Origin of the sequence: Sporosarcina sp. NCCP-2331 (assembly GCF_023707945.1) — a bacterium.
In the GTDB taxonomy this organism is placed as follows: Bacteria; Bacillota; Bacilli; order Bacillales_A; family Planococcaceae; genus Sporosarcina; species Sporosarcina cascadiensis.
Window position 1 is genome coordinate 66318 of record NZ_BRCD01000012.1, and the last position, 19372, is coordinate 85689.

Below are 19372 nucleotides of genomic sequence, written 5' to 3' on the forward strand. Positions count from 1 at the left end.
AAAAGGGTATTATGAGGTGTGAAGGAGAAGTTGCATATGAAAAAAAATCAATACGAAGAAGACTTTGAGCAGCATCGCAAAGAGATTATAGTAGAAGAGTCTAAAGAAATTCCTTCCCGGACTGAAGTTCATCAGTCGAAAAAGAAGGAGAAAAAAAATCGAACAAAACTGATCAACATCATTTTGGCTGTGTTCACATTAATTCCAATCGTAATTTTAATATATGTTTTATCCGATCTTTATTCACCATCCGTGCCGAATCAAGTCCCGGTAGAAAAAGCTAAGGTATCGATCAGCAGTAATACGGCAGTGAAAGAAGACGAACCTAAAGCAGATGATACAAAAAAGCCTGCGGTCGTCGTCAATCCTGAAAAGCCTGTAGAACAGCAGAAGAAACCTGCCGAAAAGCCGGCGGATCCACCAAAAAAAGAGCCGGGTCAAAAGCAGCCTGCACAAAAACCGGTTCAGAAACCCGAACCAAAACCTGAACCGAAACCAGTTGAGAAGCCAGTACAAAAACCAGTGCAAAGCGCAAAGTCTCATGTTGTTAAATCAAATGAAACACTGTATCGTATTTCGGTCAATTACTACGGCGACGGTTCTCATGTGCAAAAGATTCAGCAGGCCAATGGATTATCTTCAAATGAAATCCATGTAGGACAGACATTGGTTCTGCCATAATCAGCTAAGCATCATTTTATGTTTTTCGTCAAAATCTTGATATGATAATAATGATTTTTCACAAACACTAAAAGCAAAGTGCAAGCTTTGCTTTTTTCTATGGGAGCTGTGTAATGAAAGGTATAGGAAAAGCGTTATTCACCACGTTTTTATCTGGAGTCGGTTTGCTGGTTTATATGTATACATTAGCCCATCGGAACCGGTTAATGAAGCATACTCTTACAGTAAAAGAAGATGCTTCTAAACAGCTATCGATCTTTTTTATATCTGATATCCACAGACGGCGGATTCCGATGAGGCTCATTCAGAAATTGCAGATCTCCGGAGTCGATGCGGTGATCGCAGGCGGTGATGTGGCGGAAAAAGGCGTTCCTCTCAAAAGAGTGAAACATAATATGCGGCAGCTTTCGTCAATTGGTCCGCTCTATTATATATTCGGAAATAACGATCAGGAAATTGGAACGGAGCAACTGCTGCAGATTATCAGGGAAGTACAGGGCGTAACGCTCGTTGACAGCAGCGCCCGAATCCCGGGTCATTCATCTTGGGGAATTTGCGGAATGGAAGACCCGTCAAACGGCACGGTGGATGCAGAGAAAGCAATCGAATCAGCTGTCGGCTATGAACACCTGATTCTGGCGGTTCATAATCCTTCATTATTTAGAAAAGTAGAAGATAGATTAAAACCCGACCTGATGCTTGCCGGTCATACGCATGGCGGGCAGATCCGGCTGGGCAAGTGGGGACTGCAAGACCTCGGACGTTACGAGAAAACAGCCAATGGGGCTAAATTAATAAGCAACGGTTTCGGCACGACCATGGTGCCACTGAGGTTCGGTGCGAAACCTGAATGCCATCTAGTGAAAATACATTACTAGAAGGGAAGAATTAAGGAGTGTAGATGTCATGAATTCTGTGGACGTATTAATTATCGGCGGAGGGCCGTGCGGGCTGTCAGCTGCGATTGAAGTGCAGAAGATCGGTTTATCGGCAGTAGTTATTGAAAAGGGAAATATTGTTCATTCCCTATACAACTACCCTACCCACCAAACTTTCTTCAGTTCCAGCAGTAAACTGTCAATCGGGGATATCCCTTTTATTACAGCAATCGATAAACCTAAACGCAATGATGCACTGGTGTATTACCGCACGGTTGCTCAGTTGGAGAATTTACAGATTAACAGCCATGAACGGGCGGAAGATGTGCAAAGGCAAGGCGAGAGATATATTGTGAAGACGGATAAAGCGGTCTATAACGCAAAATACGTGGTGATTGCGACTGGTTACTATGACCAGCCGAACAGATTGAATGTAAAAGGAGAAGAGCTGCCTCACGTGTACCACTATTTTAAAGAAGCTCATCCTTATTTTAATAAACATATTACAGTGATCGGCGGAAAAAACTCGGCCATAGATGCAGCGCTTGAACTTCAGCGTGCAGGTGCGCATGTATCGGTGGTCTATCGAAAAGAAAGTTATTCTGCGAGCATTAAACCCTGGATACTGCCAGGGTTCGACAGTCTGGTGCGCCATGGTCAAATTCAAATGTATTTTGATGCATGTGTGACCGAGATTACGGAAAACGCCGTTACGGTCAATCAGCAGGGAAAGAGTTTTGATTTGCCGAGCGACTATGTCTTTGCTATGATCGGCTATCATCCTGATCATGCGTTCCTCCGTAAAATCGGAATCCAGGTAGATGAAGAATCTGGACGTCCTGTCTTCAATGAATTGACGATGGAGACAAATATGGAAAACCTCTTTATTGCAGGTGTCATCGCAGCAGGAAATGATGCCAATGAAATCTTTATCGAGAATGGGCGTCATCACGGTGGAATGATTGCACAGGCAATTAAACAGAAGAATTGAAACCTCAGCCGTCAGACATTAAATTGTCCGGCGGTTTTTCTTATTATGAAGGGTTTTGTTTGGAAGATTTATGATACACTAGCGTCATGAGGAGGCGCCTATGTTTATTTTACTCACTGTTGCGATTGCACCGGGGCTGGCACTTTTTAGTTATCTGTACTTGCGCAAGCAAATTGCAAAAGAGCCCTCACGCACATTGTTCAACGCGTTTATTTACGGTGCAATCATGACCTTCCCGATTTTGTTTATCCAGCATGTTTTTGAAGAAGAACATGTTTTTAATAATGAATTTTTACGCAATGCATTATTTACCAGCAGTTTAGAAGAGTTTTTTAAGTGGATCGTTATCTTTATACTTGTTTATAAAACGGTTGAATTCGAAGATGCGTATGATGGAATTTTATATGGGGCCAGTGTCTCACTTGGTTTCGCCACCGTCGAAAACATATTATATTTGCTATCATTCGGATTGGATACAGCATTTATCCGGGCTTTGCTGCCTGTATCGAGTCACGCGCTGTTTGGCGTGGTCATGGGCTATTATTTCGGTAAAGCTAAATTTTCTGAAACAGAAGAAAAGGGCAGATGGATCTGGATTGCATTCTTAGCGCCTTTCACTTTGCACTCACTTTATAATGCAATCTTATTCTTATACGATTATTGGCTGTATTTAATGATCCCATTCATGCTGTTCCTCTGGTGGTTCGGCCTGACCCGTGTTAAGTACGCACATACATTTGCCATGCAGCAATTTAGAAAAAAAACTAAAGAAACAAGATGAAATCCGTCCAGAGTGGCGGTTTTTTTTATTTCTTTAATAAAAAAAGATAATTAGGACAAACTAGAAAAAAGCACATTAATTTGGAGGAGGATGTTACATGAAGCGAGCGGCTACACGCTTCCTTTTTCTTGTAATGGCAAGTGTCATGATTTGCTCTTTTTTCGTTAATCAGACTTCAGCATTCAGCGGACGTGATTTAGCGAAAGGTGCAAAAGGTGATGATGTTATCGAGTTGCAGGCAAGACTTCAATATATCGGATTCTACCACGGAGAGATTGATGGGAATTTCGGCTACGGTACGTATTGGGCGCTGCGGAATTTCCAAGAGCAATATGGTCTGCCTGTAGACGGGATTGCAGGTAAAAGTGCGAAAAAGAAGCTGCAGGGAATTTCGGATTATGACGAGAAGTATGTGAAAGGTCAAATTGCTAAAGGCAATCAGTTTACCTACTATGGAGGCCAGCCTTTGGCCTCTCAAGTGAAATCGGGAAGCAAGCCGCAAAAACAAATGCAGGCCCCTGCGAAATATTCTAATCAGGATATCAATTTATTGGCAAATGCTGTGTATGGGGAATCGCGCGGTGAGCCGTATGAAGGGCAAGTGGCGGTTGCAGCTGTCATTTTAAACCGTGTCGAACATCCTGATTTCCCCGATACTATCGGCGGGGTGGTGTTCCAACCCGGTGCGTTTACCGCAGTGGCAGACGGACAGATCTGGCTGACTCCGAATGAACGTGCAAAGGAAGCGGTAATTGACGCGATAAACGGATGGGATCCTTCTGAAAACGCCATTTATTATTTCAATCCAATTACCGCAACAAGCAAGTGGATCTGGTCACGTCCGCAGATTAAAAAAATCGGGCTGCACATCTTCTGTCATTAATAGAAAGGAGGGAAAATGCTCGAGATGAAACGAATGATATTTATTTTAAGTTATGCATTTATCGTATTAGGAGTTTATGCTTTTGGAAAAGCGCAGGAGAGCGAACAGCTGTCAATTGCACTGAACACGCAGTATTCCAAGAGTATCTCGGATGCCTCGGAAAAATTGGGTGAGTTGGAGGAAGCCGTTAAGAAATCGATGCTTTTTGAAGATCAAAAAAGCACATCTAAGGAAAGAGAGAATATTTGGCGACTTTCATCAGATATTAAAAATTCCATCGGTTCTCTTCCCGTGAACGAAAGCTTTTCTACAGCCTGGATGAACTACCTGGGAAGATTGGGGAACTTTGCGAAAGAGTCAACGGAGGAAGGAAATCCAGATGAATATTATGCGGTGATTCAGCGTGCTTCGGAAAACTTAAATGAATTGTCGGCTGAATGGCAGTCTGCGACATCGGATTTACTCTCCGGACAAATGAACATGGTAAACTGGGAACAAAAATTAGGAGCAGCAAAAGAACATTCAGAGGATTGGCATCAGCTGGGGCAGTCAATTAAGCAATACGGCGAAGCGGTATTTCCTTTGACGGCAAGTGAAACGGATGCGCAAAAGAAGAAGGAGCTTCAAAATATTAAAGACGCTAAAATAACGGAGGAAGAAGCAATACGATTGTTTAAAAAGCTGCTTCCCGGCGTTTCCAATGATATTATTGCAGCAGAAAAAAGCAGGAAGGGATCGCCATACCCGTTTTACCATATCCGATTTGCTGAAAATTCCTCGATCGGCTATATTGATATCACACAGAAGGGCGGTCATATTCTGTCCTATCTAATTGAACGCCGGATGGGTGAGCCGACAAAGGAATATGAGGAATTGAAGAAATTGGCAGCCGATTTTCTGCATCAGGCAGAGTACCGTGATGTGGTCTTTGAAGAAGCAAGAGAAAATGACACAGCCTGGCACTTTGTGTTTGTCAGAAAAGATCCGGTGAATCAGGCAAAAGTATTTTCCGATCCTATTCATATCAAAATGGCGAAAGATACTGGCGAAGTATTAGGGGTGAATACATCAGAATATATTCGCGCAGAACAGCTGAAACCTCAGCCGATCAGACCGGTGAATTGGCAGGAGTTTTTCCGTCCCGGAGTAAAAGTGATGGAAGAAGAACTGGCATATGTAGAAAATATGCAGCTGCAGCAACGTTTGGCCCATTACCTGACAGTAGTTTCGAACGATGAAAATCCAGAGACATACAAAATTGTGATCGATACGGACACATTAGAAGTGATTAAAACAGAAAAACAATAAAAAATAGATTGGAAAAAACTTCTCCGCATGACATAATAGGATTAAATAGTAATATTGGCAGGTGGAGAAATGAAGCTCACAATTGGTACGGTGTTGACGATTGAAAAAGATTACACAGAGGAATCGGAAAAGTTTAAATGCCGTGTAGTGGATATAGATGGAGAACATTTCATGATGGACTATCCAATCAGTATGGAAACAGGCAAAACTGCTTTCTTTATTGACGGGACACAGCTGGTCATCACTTTCGTTGATGATTACAAAATGTCTTATGCTTTTCGCACAGAAGTCCACAGCAGAATGAATAAAACCATTCCTATGCTGAAGGTTAAATACCCGGGTGATAAAGAACTGGTCAAAATCCAGCGAAGAGAGTTCGTCCGTGTAGACACTTCACTGGATGTGTCTGTACAGGCGGATTCAGAATCGCTGCAACTGGTATCATCTGATTTGAGCGCAGGCGGTTTAGCGGTCAATATGAAAAACCATGAGTTTTTTAATCCGCAGGAAGAATTGGATCTTCTGATCGTGCTTCATTTTTCGAAGACGGAGATCAAATATATCTCCTGTAAAGCAAAAGTTGTTCGGAACTGGGAACAGGATAATCGTCGCTTAACTTCTTTACAGTTTGAAGAAATTGATGAAAAAGACCGTCAGCATATTATACGCTACTGCTTTGAGCGCCAGCTGCAGCTGCGGAATTCCTAAGGAAAAGTCTATCTTCAACAGACTTTTCCTTTTTGCTTATGGTACAATAATAGCGAAAATGGAGGGGTAGGCATGACGCGTGAAATGAGAATTGCAATCGACGGACCTGCAGCTGCAGGGAAAAGCACGATTGCCAAATTAGTAGCAAAAAAATTAGGTTACACATATATCGATACAGGTGCGATGTACCGGGCGATCACTTATAAAGTGCTTCAAAACGCCGTGGATCCCTGTAATGAAGAAGAAGTGGAAAAATTAATCAGCCGGACTCAGATTGAACTGGAACAGGGAAATGAAGCCCAAAGAGTTTTATTGGACGGTGCAGAAGTGTCGGAAGCCATTCGCTCACATGAAGTGACTTCTCAAGTATCTGCGATTGCAGCGCTTACATCCGTTCGCCAGCTGCTGATGAAGAAACAGCAGAATCTTGCGGAAGAGCGTTCGGTTGTAATGGACGGCCGCGACATTGGCACAACTGTACTGCCTGACGCCGAATTGAAGATTTTTATGACTGCTTCTGTGGAAGAACGTGCGCAAAGACGTTTACTAGAAGAACAGCTTCGCGGAATGAAAAGTGATTATGTAACTTTGAAGCGTGAAATCACGGAAAGAGACAAGGCGGACAGCGAAAGAGAAATTTCTCCGTTAAAAAAAGCAGAAGATGCGATTATAATTGATACAACAGGGAAAACAATAGAACAGGTAACGAATATGATTGTGGAATATGCCGAAATGAGGTTGGCAAGATGAATTTGTATCCTTTAGGCAAGTTTTTAATCAGCACAGTCTGTTATCCCCTCTATCGAATAAAAGTGATTGGCAAAGAGAATTTCCCTAAAGAAGGCGGCGTGCTGCTGTGCACAAATCATATTGATAATCTGGATCCGCCGATTGTCGGGATTACTTGTCCGAGAACCGTTCATTTCATGGCGAAAGAAGAGTTATTCCAGAAGCCTGTCCTGAAAACCGTTTTGCCGAAAGTACAGTCCTATCCTGTGAAAAGGGGGATGAGCGACCGGGAAGCTTTCCGTACGACAATTAAACTGCTGCGTGACGGGAAAGTGGTGGGATTGTTTCCTGAAGGCACCCGGAGCAAGACAGGAGAACTGGGGAAGGGGCTGGCGGGTGCTGGGTTCTTTGCTTTAAAAGGCGGCGACGCGAAAGTCGTGCCTTGTGCGATCATCGGACCGTATAAAGCGTTCTCCCAGTTAAAAGTCGTCTACGGCGAGCCGCTTGACATGACTCCCTACCGTGAAAGAAAGGCTTCGGCTGAAGAAGTGACAGAAGCAATCATGTTTGAAATTGCCAAGCTGATAGAGCAGTATAAATGATTTTAGAAGAATCGGTTACGGCCGAAAAAGTTTGAAAACAGTTTCATCAAGCAATAAAGGAATTAAAAGAATAAGTGTAATTTTTTGTTTTTACCTGTAGTTTCGAATACTATAGAGATAAGATTCATTATGGAGGAGGACTACATATGACTGAAGAGATGAATATGGATGAAGTTAAAGAATACCGTGAAGGCGAGCATGTAACAGGTGTAGTAACAAAGGTTGAAGAGAAATCTGTAACAGTTGAAATTTCAGGCGCACCATTTGACGGCGTAATCCCGATCAGCGAACTTTCCAGCTTGCATATTGAAAAAGCTTCGGATGCAGTCGAAGTCGGTGATGAATTGCAGCTGGCGATTACAAAAGTAGAAGATGATGCATATGTATTATCCAAGCGCCAGGTTGACGCGGAAAATGCATGGGATTCATTAAAAGAAAAGTATGAAAACGGTGAAATTATTGAAACAGAAGTAAAAGACGTAGTAAAGGGCGGCTTGGTTGTAGACTTGGGTGTCCGCGGATTTATTCCGGCTTCTTTAGTAGAAGATCATTTCGTTGAGTCATTCGAAGACTACAAAGGTCGTACAATGACATTTAAAATTGTGGAAATGGATCAGGAAAAGAACCGTTTAATCCTTTCACACCGTGCTGTCGTACAAGAGCAAAATAATAAGAAAAAAGAAGAAGTGCTTTCTGAAATACAGGACGGCGACGTAATAGAAGGGACTGTGCAGCGAATTGCTTCATTCGGAGCATTTGTGGACATTGGCGGCGTGGACGGACTTGTTCATATTTCGCAAATTTCCCACGGTCACATTGATAACGTGTCCGACGCCCTGAAAGAAGGCGATAAAATAAAAGTCAAGGTACTCTCAGTAGACCGTGACGCAGAGCGGGTGTCATTGTCGATCAAAGACACGCTGCCCGGACCATGGGAAGGCATTGAAGACAAAGCACCGATCGGTTCCGTTCTAGAAGGGACAGTGAAACGTCTGGTGGCATATGGTGCATTCGTCGAGATCTTCCCGGGAGTGGAAGGACTTGTACACATTTCAAGAATCGCACACACTCACATCGGCACACCGGATGAAGTGCTCGAAGAAGGGCAGACAGTTCAAGTGAAGGTGCTCGACGTCAACCCGGAAGAAAAACGTATCTCACTGAGCATCAAAGATCTTCTTGAAAAAGAAGAAGCGCCGGGTGAAGAGAATTTCAGCTACGAAATGCCGGAAGAAACATCTGGCTTTTCATTCGGGGATGTCATCGGTGATCAGTTGAAGAAGTTTAAAGAGTAAACAGGCAGTTGTGATCAACAAACGACATCTAATACAATAAGCGGGACGGGAATGATGATGCTTTCATATGCATCATCATTCTTTTTGTGTATAATATTCAAAGATAGGTCGGAAGGGTGTAATGAACTAAAATGAAAAAACCAACAGTAGCAATCGTAGGAAGACCGAACGTCGGAAAATCGACTATATTCAACCGGATCGTCGGCGAACGGATCTCCATCGTAGAGGACGTGTCGGGTGTAACGCGCGACCGTATATACAGTGCAGCAGACTGGCTGAACTATGAATTTAATCTGATCGACACAGGCGGCATCGATATAAGCAACGAACCGCTGATTGAACAAATTCGCATGCAGGCGGAAATCGCCATCGAAGAAGCAGATGTAATTATCTTCTTAACAAACGGCAGAGACGGCGTAACCGACTCGGATGAGCAAGTAGCAAGAATGCTGTATAAGACTAAAAAACCCATTGTCTTGGCGGTCAATAAAGTCGATAATCCAGAAATGAGAGAAATGATTTATGATTTCTATTCACTTGGATTTGGAGAACCGTACCCTATTTCGGGTTCCCATGGATTGGGTCTTGGAGATTTATTGGATGCGGTTGCGGAAAGCTTCAAGGAAATGGATTTGGAGGAAGAGGACGAAGATACGATCCGTTTCTCCCTTATTGGACGTCCGAACGTCGGGAAATCCTCATTGGTTAATGCGCTGCTTGGAGAAGACCGTGTAATCGTCAGTGATATTGCCGGAACAACAACAGATGCAATTGACTCAACAAAAGAAGTGGACGGTCAGCTTTATAAAATTATCGACACTGCCGGAATGCGTAAAAAAGGCAAGGTCTATGAGAATATGGAGAAATACAGTGTTCTTCGTGCACTGAAAGCCATTGACCGCTCGGATGTAGTACTGATCGTACTGAATGCAGAAGAAGGTATTCGTGAACAGGATAAGCGTGTTGCCGGCTATGCCGAAGAAGCGGGTAAAGGTGTTATGTTCGTCGTCAATAAATGGGATGCGTTAGAGAAAGACGATAAAACGATGAATAAATTTATTGATGATATCCGTCATAATTTCTTATTCCTTGATTATGCGCCAATCGTCTTTGTTTCGGCTAAAACTAAGCAGCGCGTCCATACTCTGTTCTCCCAGATTCAAATGATCAGTGAAAACCATGCATTGCGCATCCAGTCCAGTGTACTGAATGAAGTCATTGAAGATGCAGTTGCCAGAAATCCGGCACCTTCCGATAAAGGAAAACGTCTGCGCATTTATTATGCAACACAAGTAGCAGTAAAGCCGCCGACATTCGTAATCTTTGTCAATGAACCTTCACTGATGCACTTCTCGTATGAGCGCTTTTTACAAAACAGACTGCGTGAAGCGTTCGGTTTTGAAGGAACGCCTATTCGCTTGATCACTAGAGCAAGAAGTTAAATTCCAAAGCAGAAAGGGATTGAGCCAATGGAGAAAATTTCTATCGTTGGAGCAGGAAGCTGGGGAACCGCCCTGGCATTCGTGCTGGCTGAAAATGGCCACGACAGCTTGATATGGACAAGACGTGAAGAGCAATCCAATGAAATAAACGGGCAGCATACGAATCATCAGTATTTGCCGAATACCACCCTGCCCGAAAACCTGGCCTCCACCAGTGACTTGGCTGCGACAGTCAATCATTCGGACATCATCGTGCTCGCTGTCCCGACGGTCGCCATGCGTGAAACATGCAGGAAGATTCAGGCAACACTGAAGAAGCCTGCATTATTTGTTCATGTTTCTAAAGGAATTGAACCGGATTCGCTGAAACGTATTTCTGAAATTATCGAAGAGGAAATAGATGAATCCATGCGTTCGGCTGTTGTCGTCTTATCCGGACCCAGCCACGCTGAAGAAGTAGTGCTCCGCCATCCGACAACGGTGGCTGCCGCTTCGTCAAATATGGAAGCGGCCGAGCGGGTGCAGGATGCATTCATGAATAATTATTTTCGTGTCTATACGAATACGGATGTGATAGGAGTGGAGCTAGGCGGTGCGCTGAAAAATGTCATCGCGCTGGCTGCCGGTATTTCAGACGGCCTCGGTTACGGAGATAATGCGAAAGCAGCGCTCATTACACGGGGGCTGGCTGAGATTACAAGACTGGGCGTCCGCATGGGTGCCGACCAGCAGACCTTTTCCGGTTTGACGGGACTTGGTGACTTGGTCGTTACCTGTACAAGTGTCCATTCGCGAAACTGGAAAGCAGGCAATCTTCTAGGAAAAGGGCAATCTTTAGATAAGGTGACGAATGAAATGGGAATGGTGATTGAAGGCGTCCGCACGACGAAAGCCGCCAATCAGCTGGCGGAGCACTTTGACACGACTATGCCGCTGACGTCCGCTCTGTATTCCATTTTATTTGGAGAGATTCCTCCTAAAGAAGCAGTGGATCAATTGATGAGCCGCGGTAAGAAACAGGAAATTGATATGTTCTTCGGTGGTATTTAAACAGTAGGAAGGTGACAGTTTTGTCCTCGTTAGATAAAATGTGGCTATCTTTTTATGCAATGGGTTTTATGGTGATTTCCATGGGCTTGATTTATGTAAGCCGCTATAAATTGAAAAATCGTCTAGTAAAAGTCCTGTTAGCAATTATAGCCTATATATTATTAATTACCGCATTCTTTGCGATGGTCTATTTAGTGTTCAATGGGCCGACGGGAGGAGCGTAATCTATGAATAAAAGAATTATTATGCTCGCTGTAATGCTCTGCATAAGTATGGTTCTCTCAGGATGTCTGACACGTCCGCCTGATGAGAAGCAGGCCAGCGAGACGCCTTATCCGGATCAGATTGAAACGATTCAGAAAGCAATTGACCGGTATCAGGAACAGTCAGGCGGTCTGCTTCCAATTAAAACACGTGATTTGGAAACGGACCAATATATAAAATATCCAATCGAATTTTCAAAGATTGTTCCTGATTTCACAGAAAAGATTCCTTCCAATGCATTTGAAAATGGCGGGATCTTTCAGTATGTACTGACAGATGTTGAGGAAAACCCTACAGTAAAATTAGTAGACTTGCGGATTGCAGAGAAACTGCGCGATTTGAACTTACGTAAATTCATCAGCGGCGATCTTCCTTTCCTGGATCCTGTTGGGGAATTTGTTTACGAAGTTGATTTTAAGAAAATGGGTTTCAAGGAGCCGCTGACGGTTGAAAGCCCGTATTCCAACGCCCATCTGCCGATTGTTGTGGCGGGAGACGGGAACTTCTACGTAGATTATTCTATAGATCTGAACAAAATTCTAATGGAACAGAAACCTGAAGTGAAACCAGGTGAAGACATTCGCCATCTGCTTGTTGACAATTCTCAAGTCCTTCCGGCATACTCATTGCCATACACAGTGAACGAAGACAATGAGCCCGTATTTATGAAAAGATAAATAGAAACTTCTTAAACGTTTCGTGCTTTATGCATGAAACGTTTTTCTGTTTCATAAACTACTATGCGGAGAAAAAGGAGGGCGAAAGATGAAAGAAGAATTATATGAAAACCTAGCCAGAAGAACAGACGGTGATATTTATATAGGAGTGGTCGGCCCTGTACGTGTGGGGAAATCCACTTTTGTTAAACGCGTCATGGAAGAAGTCGTGATCCCTAACATGACAGACGCAAACGACAGGATACGTGCACAGGATGAATTGCCTCAGAGTTCACCGGGCCCTGTGATCATGACAGCGGAGCCGAAATTCGTCCCTGCCCAGGGTACCAGTGTGTCGATTGGAGACGGCGAGCTGGCATTCCAGGTTCGTCTGGCAGACTGTGTAGGTTATGTAATCGACGGGGTGAAAGGGTATGAAGATGAGGAAGGCCCGAAATATGTCCATACACCCTGGCATAATGAACCAATTCCATTTGAAGAAGCTGCACGGATCGGCACTGACAAAGTCATAAGAGACCATTCGACAATCGGAATTTTGCTGACGACTGACGGCACGGTGAACAATATACCGAGAGCAGCTGCGGAAGTGGCAGAACAAGAAATTGTTGCGAAGCTGAAGGAAATCGGCAAGCCATTCGTCATTGTATTGAATTCTAAAATGCCTGCTCATGAGAGGGCGCTTGACCTTAAACAGCAGCTGCATGAAAAGTACGGTGTGCCTGTTATCGCCATCAGTGCGGATCAGCTGAACGCCCAGGAAATCCAGTTAATCCTCAAAGAAGCGCTTTATGAATTTCCGATCACGGACATTGAGTTGCAGCGTCCGGACTGGATGGAAGAGCTCGGTGATGAACATAAATTAAATGCACGGATTGATCACGTAATCAATGATGGTTTCCTCGGCGTATCGAAGATCAGGAAAGTGCAGGAAATTGCGGAATTGCTGCAGGAAGAAGAGTTTGTGCGCCAGGCGGATGTTGTGGAAGTGGATGCGGGTAAAGGCAAGGCCATTGTCAATATCGATATGGATGAAAGAGCTTTTATTGCGGTATGTGAGGAGTTTATGGGCACAGAAATGCGTTCCAAGAAAGACTGGCTGGCATTCATTAAAGAAGCGGTCAAGGCAAAGAAATCCTATGATATGTACGCGGAGGCCATCGATACGGCCAAACAAACCGGATATGGTGTAGCACTGCCGACGATCGCAGATTTCCAGCCGACTCCTCCTGAACTTATTAAACAAGATACATTTTTCGGCGTGCGAATGAAAGCAAAAGCTCCTTCACTGCATATTATACGGATTGATATGGAAGCGGAATTTTCACCATTGATCGGATCGGAATTCCACAGTCATCACTTGCTGAAAGAATTGAAAAATGCCTACTTGCATGACCGGGATGCATTATGGGAAACTCAGCTTTTCGGAACACCGCTACATGAAGTGATGAAAGAAAGCATTCGTTTTAAGACCGCTGCAGTTCCGGATAATGCCAGAAAAAGACTGCGGGAAACGATTGAGCAGATGGTGAATGACGGCAATAAAGGAATGATTACATTTATCGTTTAATACATGTACAAAGAAAAGATCCGGACAATATCGGGTCTTTTTTCTTTGATTTCGGCAAGAAAAGCGGGGAAATGCTGATTATAAGCGGAAAGCGCGAGAATATTGTTGCACCGCAGTTTTTCTTATGTTACTCTTTTTACAGTGTTAACAGCAATAGCATCCCCCTTTGAGAGGAGGTGAACGGTGTGAATAAAACAGAATTAATTAACTCTGTGGCAGAAGCGGCAGGTCTAACTAAAAAAGACGCAACTAAAGCTGTTGAAGCTGTATTCGATACAATTCAATCAACTCTTGCTAACGGTGATAAAGTTCAATTGATTGGTTTCGGAAACTTTGAAGTGCGCGAACGTGCTGCCCGCAAAGGTCGTAATCCGCAATCAGGAGAAGAGATCGAAATCGCTGCTAGTAAAGTTCCGGCTTTCAAAGCAGGTAAAGCACTGAAAGACGCAGTAAAATAATTAGAGATGTTACATAGGAGTCCGTCCAGCGAATCTGTTCTGCAGATGCGAATGGATGGACTCCTTTCTTTTTACATAATGAAGCAGACTAGCTGTACGGAATGTGCGGAATATGCTACTATTTTGGTGAAATAGGTTTTGTTCCTAAGGAGGACATGCTGAAATGAATGAGCAGGATGTAAATAAAATTGAACAGGCTGTCACGATGATTTTGGAAGCAATTGGAGAAGATCCACAGCGTGAAGGCTTACTGGATACACCTAAGCGTGTCGCCAAAATGTATCAGGAAGTTTTTGAAGGATTAAATAAAGACCCGAAGGAATATTTCGAAACCATTTTTCATGAAAATCATGACGAAGTAGTATTAGTGAAAGATATTCCGTTTTATTCCATGTGCGAACATCATTTAGTGCCTTTCTTCGGCGTGGCGCATGTTGCTTATATTCCGCGTGATGGTGTCGTTGCAGGATTGAGTAAACTGGCGAGGGCTGTCGAAACGACTGCACGCCGTCCGCAGCTGCAGGAACGCATCACATCGACTGTGGCAGACGCAATGATGGATATGCTGAATCCGATCGGCGTCTATATCATTATTGAGGCAGAACATATGTGCATGACGATGAGAGGAATCAAGAAACCCGGTTCCAAGACAATCACGACGGTAGCGAGAGGGATTTATGAGCACGATGACGTAAAACGTGCGGAAATTTTATCGCTCCTGCGAACGAACTGAGGTCTTTGCCGGGCGCCCGATTTATATGCTATCATTAAGACCATATAGAGACTGGAGATGCGTACATGACACAACCGGATTATCTAATTATTAAAGCCAAAAAAGACGGCGTGAATGTCATTGGTCTGACAAGAGGCAATGATACGAAGTTTCACCATACCGAGAAGCTGGATCGGGGAGAAGTCATGATCGCTCAGTTTACAGAGCACACATCCGCCATCAAAATTCGGGGAGAAGCTGAAATTCATACAGCACACGGAGTGGTTTCGAGTGAAGAAAAAGAATGACCGGCACTTTTACAGCTGATGGGAATGGAGCTTACTGATGGAGACAAAAGGATACACTGACCAAATCGACAATTATATACAGAATTTGCGGAGAGCGATTTATCAGCCGATTGTTGAACGGGATGCGGGCCATGCCCTGATCGATAGAGAGAAAGCGTTCTTGCTTCTGCTGCCTTTATTGAATGGCGAGCAGTGGACAGATGAAATGAATCAAGCTGCTTTGGCAATCGGCGCTATTCATACAGCGTTTGAAGTCCATGATCAAATTGATGCCTCAGATGCTTCTTCCAAAGAACAGCAGTTGATGGTCCTTGCAGGCGATCACTTCAGCGGCATTCATTATAAGCTATTGGCTTCTATTCCTAATTTTCAGCTCATCCGTTCATTGTCTGCCGCAATCGGCCGGATCAATGAATGTAAAACAACATTGCTGCAATCTCCGCCAGCCCGATCTGAAGACCGGCTGCAATTAATCGGGGAAGTGGAAAGCGCCTGTATAATGGAATTCTATGAAACATTCGGATTCACACGCTATAAAGCAATTGCGGAAGTGCTGTTTCCGCTGCTGTGGCTGATCCACAGTAAAGAAATGAATCTGCAGGACATGAAATTTCCGCATTTAGTTCCCAATGCGCTGGATACAGATCAATGGATCAAGCAATTACAGGATAACTTTACAGATCGGGTTAAACAAAGCTTTTTCTTACATAAACCCTTGGTTGATCAATTGCTGGGGATGGCTGAACTTGACGCAGGCAACTTGACGTAGAAAGAAGGGACCAACTCGTGACACTTTCAAAAGAAGAGAAAGTTCATAACGTCTTTGAAAAAATCTCGACAGATTATGATAAAATGAATTCTGTAATCAGTTTCAATCAGCATATCAAATGGCGTAACGATATAATGCTCCGTATGAATGTGCAGCCGGGTGCAAAAGCGCTGGACGTTTGCTGCGGGACAGCAGACTGGACAGTGGCACTGGCTAAGGCAGCAGGACCTGAAGGGGAAGTAACGGGATTGGATTTCAGTGCCAATATGCTTGCATCGGGAAAAGACAAGGTGGCTCCTTACCCGAACCTGACACTCGTACAGGGAAATGCCATGTCCCTTCCTTTCCCAGATCATTCATTCGATTATGTGACGATTGGATTCGGTTTGCGGAATGTGCCGGATTATTTGACTGTTTTAAAGGAAATGCGCAGAGTATTAAAACCGGGCGGCATGGCAGTTTGTCTGGAGACTTCTCAGTCGAAGATTCCTGTCTATCGCCAAGTATTCCGTTTATATTTCAAATACATCATGCCGCTTTTCGGTAAAATTTTCGCGAAAAGCTATAAAGAATATTCCTGGCTGCAGGAATCGGCTAATGATTTTCCGGACATGAAGGAGCTTGCCCAGCTGTTTGTAGATGCCGGCTTCGATGAGGTATCATACAAGTCCTATAGCGGCGGTGCGGCAGCTGGCCATATCGCTTTCAAATAAATGAGTACACGGGAGAAGGTAATTGGTTTGGAAAAAATTAAGTTAATGTCACTTTATACGGATTTCCGAAAAGATGTGGCCTATATTGAAAAAGAACTTGAGCGCTCCGTGCAATCTTCTTCTCCCATTGTTCGTCAAGCTTCTTTGCATCTGTTGAAGGCGGGCGGGAAACGCATCCGCCCGATCTTTGTCATTCTGGCTGCGCAATTTGGCAATTACTCTCTTAAAAATGCTTCCAAAGTGGCCGTGTCACTGGAATTGATACATATGGCTTCGCTGGTGCACGATGATGTCATCGATGACTCAGACATGCGCCGGGGCCTTGAGACAGTGAAAGCGAAGTGGAATAACCGGGTGGCGATGTATGCAGGAGATTTCATTTTTTCCCGTGCGCTGACATCTATCGGCGGGATTGAAAAGGAATCAGTACACGGTATTTTAGCCGAAACCATGCTGGAGATCTGTAAAGGGGAAATCATTCAGATTGATTTTCAGCGGCAGACGGATCAGAATCTGCGGGATTATTTGCAGCGCATCAAACGCAAGACCGCGTTATTGCTCGCATCCAGTTGTGAATTGGGTGCACTCAGTGCGAATGCTGACATCGAAACCGTCCGAAAGCTTCGGAGATACGGCTACTTTACAGGCATGGCTTTTCAAATTGTTGACGATATTCTGGACATCATTTCAACGGACTCTCAACTGGGGAAACCAGCGGGCAGTGATTTATTGAACGGCCATATTACGCTGCCGATTTTATACATAAAAGACGATGAAGAATTTAAGCCGTACATGGAACAGGCATTTACAGGAAATATGCCGGAAGAAGAACGTCAGCAGATGCTGCAGTACATCCGACAGAGCAGCGCAATTGAAAAAGCGCAGCACGTCAGCGATCTTTATCTGGCGAAAGCGCTGAAAGAACTTGAAGGGCTGCCGGACGGCAAGTCCAAAAAGGCACTCATTCAAATTGCAGATTTCATCGGCCAGCGGAAATACTGACGGATTTTGTTATTAGTTGAAAGAAAAAGGCGTCAATGGTACGATTTAAAAGGGTATTTCCCAGATAGACAGATGAAGGAGTGTTTGACAGATGGAAAGAACATTTTTAATGGTAAAGCCAGACGGCGTACAACGTAACCTTATAGGTGAAATTGTCGGACGTTTTGAAGACAAAGGGTATCAATTAGTTGGCGGGAAATTAATGAACATTTCTCAAGAACTTGCAGAACAGCATTACGGTGAGCACAAAGAGCGTCCGTTTTTCGGAGAGCTTGTAGAGTTCATCACTTCCGGACCAGTTTTCGCAATGGTGTGGGAAGGCGAAAACGTCATCTCGACTGCACGCTTAATGATGGGTGCTACGAATCCAAAAGAATCAGCGCCAGGAACTATCCGTGGAAACTTCGCTGTTACTGTAGGCAAGAATATCATTCACGGTTCAGATTCATCTGAGTCAGCAAGCCGCGAGATCAACTTGTTCTTTAAAGAAGAAGAGCTTGTGACTTATGACAAAACAGTGAACAGCTGGATTAACTAATTGCCAAAAACAGCCGAGCGAATTTCGCCTGGCTGTTTTTGTTATACATACGCTATACATTTTCCGTTATAATAGGAACGTACATAGAAAGATAGGCAGCAGAGGGGGGACTTGAAATGTCTGATTATTCTATTTTGATTCAAGGAATCAAAAAGAAAACCGGCATTGACTTATCATTATATAAAGAAGCCCAGATGAAACGAAGACTCACTTCTTTATATGAGAAAAAGGGATTTAAAGATTTCAAAGAATATTTTCAGGCGATTCAATCCAATCAAGAGCTGTTGGATGAATTTTTGGACCGCATGACGATTAATGTGTCAGAATTTTACCGCAACGCAGTGCGCTGGAACGTGCTGGAGAAAAAGATTTTGCCGGAGCTTTTGCAGCAAAATAAACGTTTGAAGGTATGGAGTGCAGCCTGCTCAACAGGCGAGGAGCCGTATTCTCTGGCAATGGTATTATCCTCACACATGCCGCTGCGCGATATTTCCATTCTGGCCACCGACTTGGATTTGGGTGTCATCGACCGGGCGAAAGTCGGATTATATGGCGAACGTTCATTGAAAGAAGTACCGAAATCGGTTGTCGCTAAATATTTCATCAAAGAAGGACAGTCTTATCAAGTGTCTGATGAAATCAAAAAAACCGTCACGTTTAAACAGCATAATCTATTGGAAGACCGTTATGACATAAATTATGATTTAATCGTGTGCCGGAATGTCATGATTTATTTCACTGAAGAAGCGAAAGATCAAATTTATTCAAACTTCTCGAAAGCATTGAAGCCGGGCGGAGTGTTATTTGTCGGCAGTACAGAGCAGATATTCAATCCTGAAAAATACGGTTTTGAATCAATGGATACTTTTTTCTACCGTAAAAAATAAACTTATATATATAAGTTGAATTAAACTTTTTTCATCATAGGGAAGCTATGTTCTATCTACTCAGTTGATTGGAGTGCAAGGCGGCGACTCTGGGAGGATCAGCCCGACAGGTGAGACAACTTAGGGGAG

23 protein-coding genes are annotated in these 19372 nt (G+C 43.7%); all 23 read left to right on the forward strand.

The window, feature by feature from the left end; translation table 11 throughout:
* Positions 1-36: 36 nt before the first annotated feature.
* The 23 genes from NCCP2331_RS08935 (at position 37) to NCCP2331_RS09045 (ending at position 19243) form a co-directional block, all read left to right on the forward strand.
* Positions 37-681, forward strand: a complete 645-nt coding sequence (locus NCCP2331_RS08935) for a LysM peptidoglycan-binding domain-containing protein (protein ID WP_251670096.1) — start codon at positions 37-39, stop codon at positions 679-681.
* Positions 682-794: 113 nt separating this feature from the next.
* Positions 795-1559: a metallophosphoesterase gene (locus NCCP2331_RS08940; protein WP_251670099.1), complete on the forward strand. Its 765-nt coding sequence runs from the start codon at positions 795-797 to the stop codon at positions 1557-1559.
* Between the two features lie 28 nt (positions 1560-1587).
* On the forward strand, positions 1588-2550 hold the full coding sequence (locus NCCP2331_RS08945; protein WP_251670101.1) for a YpdA family putative bacillithiol disulfide reductase: 963 nt from the start codon (positions 1588-1590) through the stop codon (positions 2548-2550).
* Positions 2551-2650: 100 nt separating this feature from the next.
* Positions 2651-3331, forward strand: coding sequence for a glutamic-type intramembrane protease PrsW (gene prsW / locus NCCP2331_RS08950; protein WP_251670103.1), 681 nt, complete (start codon positions 2651-2653; stop codon positions 3329-3331).
* Positions 3332-3428: 97 nt separating this feature from the next.
* A complete protein-coding gene (sleB, locus tag NCCP2331_RS08955; RefSeq protein WP_153720287.1) occupies positions 3429-4214 on the forward strand; it encodes a spore cortex-lytic enzyme in 786 nt (261 codons plus the stop codon).
* A gap of 15 nt (positions 4215-4229) precedes the next feature.
* Positions 4230-5522, forward strand: coding sequence for a PepSY1/2 domain-containing protein (locus tag NCCP2331_RS08960; protein WP_251670106.1), 1293 nt, complete (start codon positions 4230-4232; stop codon positions 5520-5522).
* A gap of 69 nt (positions 5523-5591) precedes the next feature.
* Positions 5592-6230 carry a flagellar brake protein gene (locus tag NCCP2331_RS08965; protein WP_153720285.1) on the forward strand — a complete coding sequence of 213 codons (639 nt, stop codon included), beginning with the start codon at positions 5592-5594 and terminating at the stop codon, positions 6228-6230.
* Between the two features lie 72 nt (positions 6231-6302).
* Complete coding sequence (gene cmk / locus NCCP2331_RS08970) at positions 6303-6980, forward strand: (d)CMP kinase (RefSeq protein WP_251670108.1); 678 nt, start codon at positions 6303-6305, stop codon at positions 6978-6980.
* Complete coding sequence (locus NCCP2331_RS08975; RefSeq protein WP_251670110.1) at positions 6977-7561, forward strand: lysophospholipid acyltransferase family protein; 585 nt, start codon at positions 6977-6979, stop codon at positions 7559-7561. The genes cmk and NCCP2331_RS08975 overlap by 4 nt, the downstream gene beginning before the upstream one ends.
* A 146-nt stretch (positions 7562-7707) precedes the next feature.
* Entirely contained in the window at positions 7708-8856 is a 1149-nt protein-coding gene (gene rpsA, locus NCCP2331_RS08980) for a 30S ribosomal protein S1 (RefSeq protein ID WP_251670112.1), read from the forward strand.
* Between the two features lie 131 nt (positions 8857-8987).
* The gene (gene der, locus NCCP2331_RS08985) at positions 8988-10298 is read left to right on the forward strand and encodes a ribosome biogenesis GTPase Der (protein ID WP_153720281.1); all 1311 of its coding nucleotides are present in this window, start codon (positions 8988-8990) and stop codon (positions 10296-10298) included.
* Between the two features lie 27 nt (positions 10299-10325).
* Positions 10326-11348 carry an NAD(P)H-dependent glycerol-3-phosphate dehydrogenase gene (locus NCCP2331_RS08990; RefSeq protein ID WP_251670114.1) on the forward strand — a complete coding sequence of 341 codons (1023 nt, stop codon included), beginning with the start codon at positions 10326-10328 and terminating at the stop codon, positions 11346-11348.
* An 11-nt stretch (positions 11349-11359) separates the two neighbouring features.
* Positions 11360-11572: a DUF2768 domain-containing protein gene (locus NCCP2331_RS08995; RefSeq protein WP_376776812.1), complete on the forward strand. Its 213-nt coding sequence runs from the start codon at positions 11360-11362 to the stop codon at positions 11570-11572.
* Positions 11573-11575: 3 nt separating this feature from the next.
* A complete protein-coding gene (locus NCCP2331_RS09000; protein WP_153720278.1) occupies positions 11576-12289 on the forward strand; it encodes a hypothetical protein in 714 nt (237 codons plus the stop codon).
* Between the two features lie 88 nt (positions 12290-12377).
* Positions 12378-13856, forward strand: coding sequence for a stage IV sporulation protein A (gene spoIVA / locus NCCP2331_RS09005; protein WP_251670117.1), 1479 nt, complete (start codon positions 12378-12380; stop codon positions 13854-13856).
* Between the two features lie 185 nt (positions 13857-14041).
* Positions 14042-14314 (forward strand): HU family DNA-binding protein, encoded by a 273-nt coding sequence (locus tag NCCP2331_RS09010; protein ID WP_037561579.1) that lies wholly within the window; start codon positions 14042-14044, stop codon positions 14312-14314.
* Between the two features lie 163 nt (positions 14315-14477).
* A complete protein-coding gene (gene folE, locus NCCP2331_RS09015) occupies positions 14478-15047 on the forward strand; it encodes a GTP cyclohydrolase I FolE (protein ID WP_251670120.1) in 570 nt (189 codons plus the stop codon).
* Positions 15048-15112: 65 nt separating this feature from the next.
* Positions 15113-15334, forward strand: coding sequence for a trp RNA-binding attenuation protein MtrB (mtrB, locus tag NCCP2331_RS09020; RefSeq protein ID WP_085428802.1), 222 nt, complete (start codon positions 15113-15115; stop codon positions 15332-15334).
* Between the two features lie 37 nt (positions 15335-15371).
* Positions 15372-16103 carry a heptaprenyl diphosphate synthase component 1 gene (locus tag NCCP2331_RS09025; RefSeq protein ID WP_251670122.1) on the forward strand — a complete coding sequence of 244 codons (732 nt, stop codon included), beginning with the start codon at positions 15372-15374 and terminating at the stop codon, positions 16101-16103.
* Between the two features lie 17 nt (positions 16104-16120).
* Complete coding sequence (locus NCCP2331_RS09030; protein ID WP_153720274.1) at positions 16121-16816, forward strand: demethylmenaquinone methyltransferase; 696 nt, start codon at positions 16121-16123, stop codon at positions 16814-16816.
* Between the two features lie 27 nt (positions 16817-16843).
* Positions 16844-17818 (forward strand): polyprenyl synthetase family protein, encoded by a 975-nt coding sequence (locus NCCP2331_RS09035; protein ID WP_251670124.1) that lies wholly within the window; start codon positions 16844-16846, stop codon positions 17816-17818.
* 91 nt (positions 17819-17909) lie between these two features.
* On the forward strand, positions 17910-18356 hold the full coding sequence (gene ndk / locus NCCP2331_RS09040; protein ID WP_251670126.1) for a nucleoside-diphosphate kinase: 447 nt from the start codon (positions 17910-17912) through the stop codon (positions 18354-18356).
* Positions 18357-18472: 116 nt separating this feature from the next.
* Positions 18473-19243, forward strand: a complete 771-nt coding sequence (locus NCCP2331_RS09045; protein ID WP_153720271.1) for a CheR family methyltransferase — start codon at positions 18473-18475, stop codon at positions 19241-19243.
* The last annotated feature ends 129 nt before the right edge of the window (positions 19244-19372 follow it).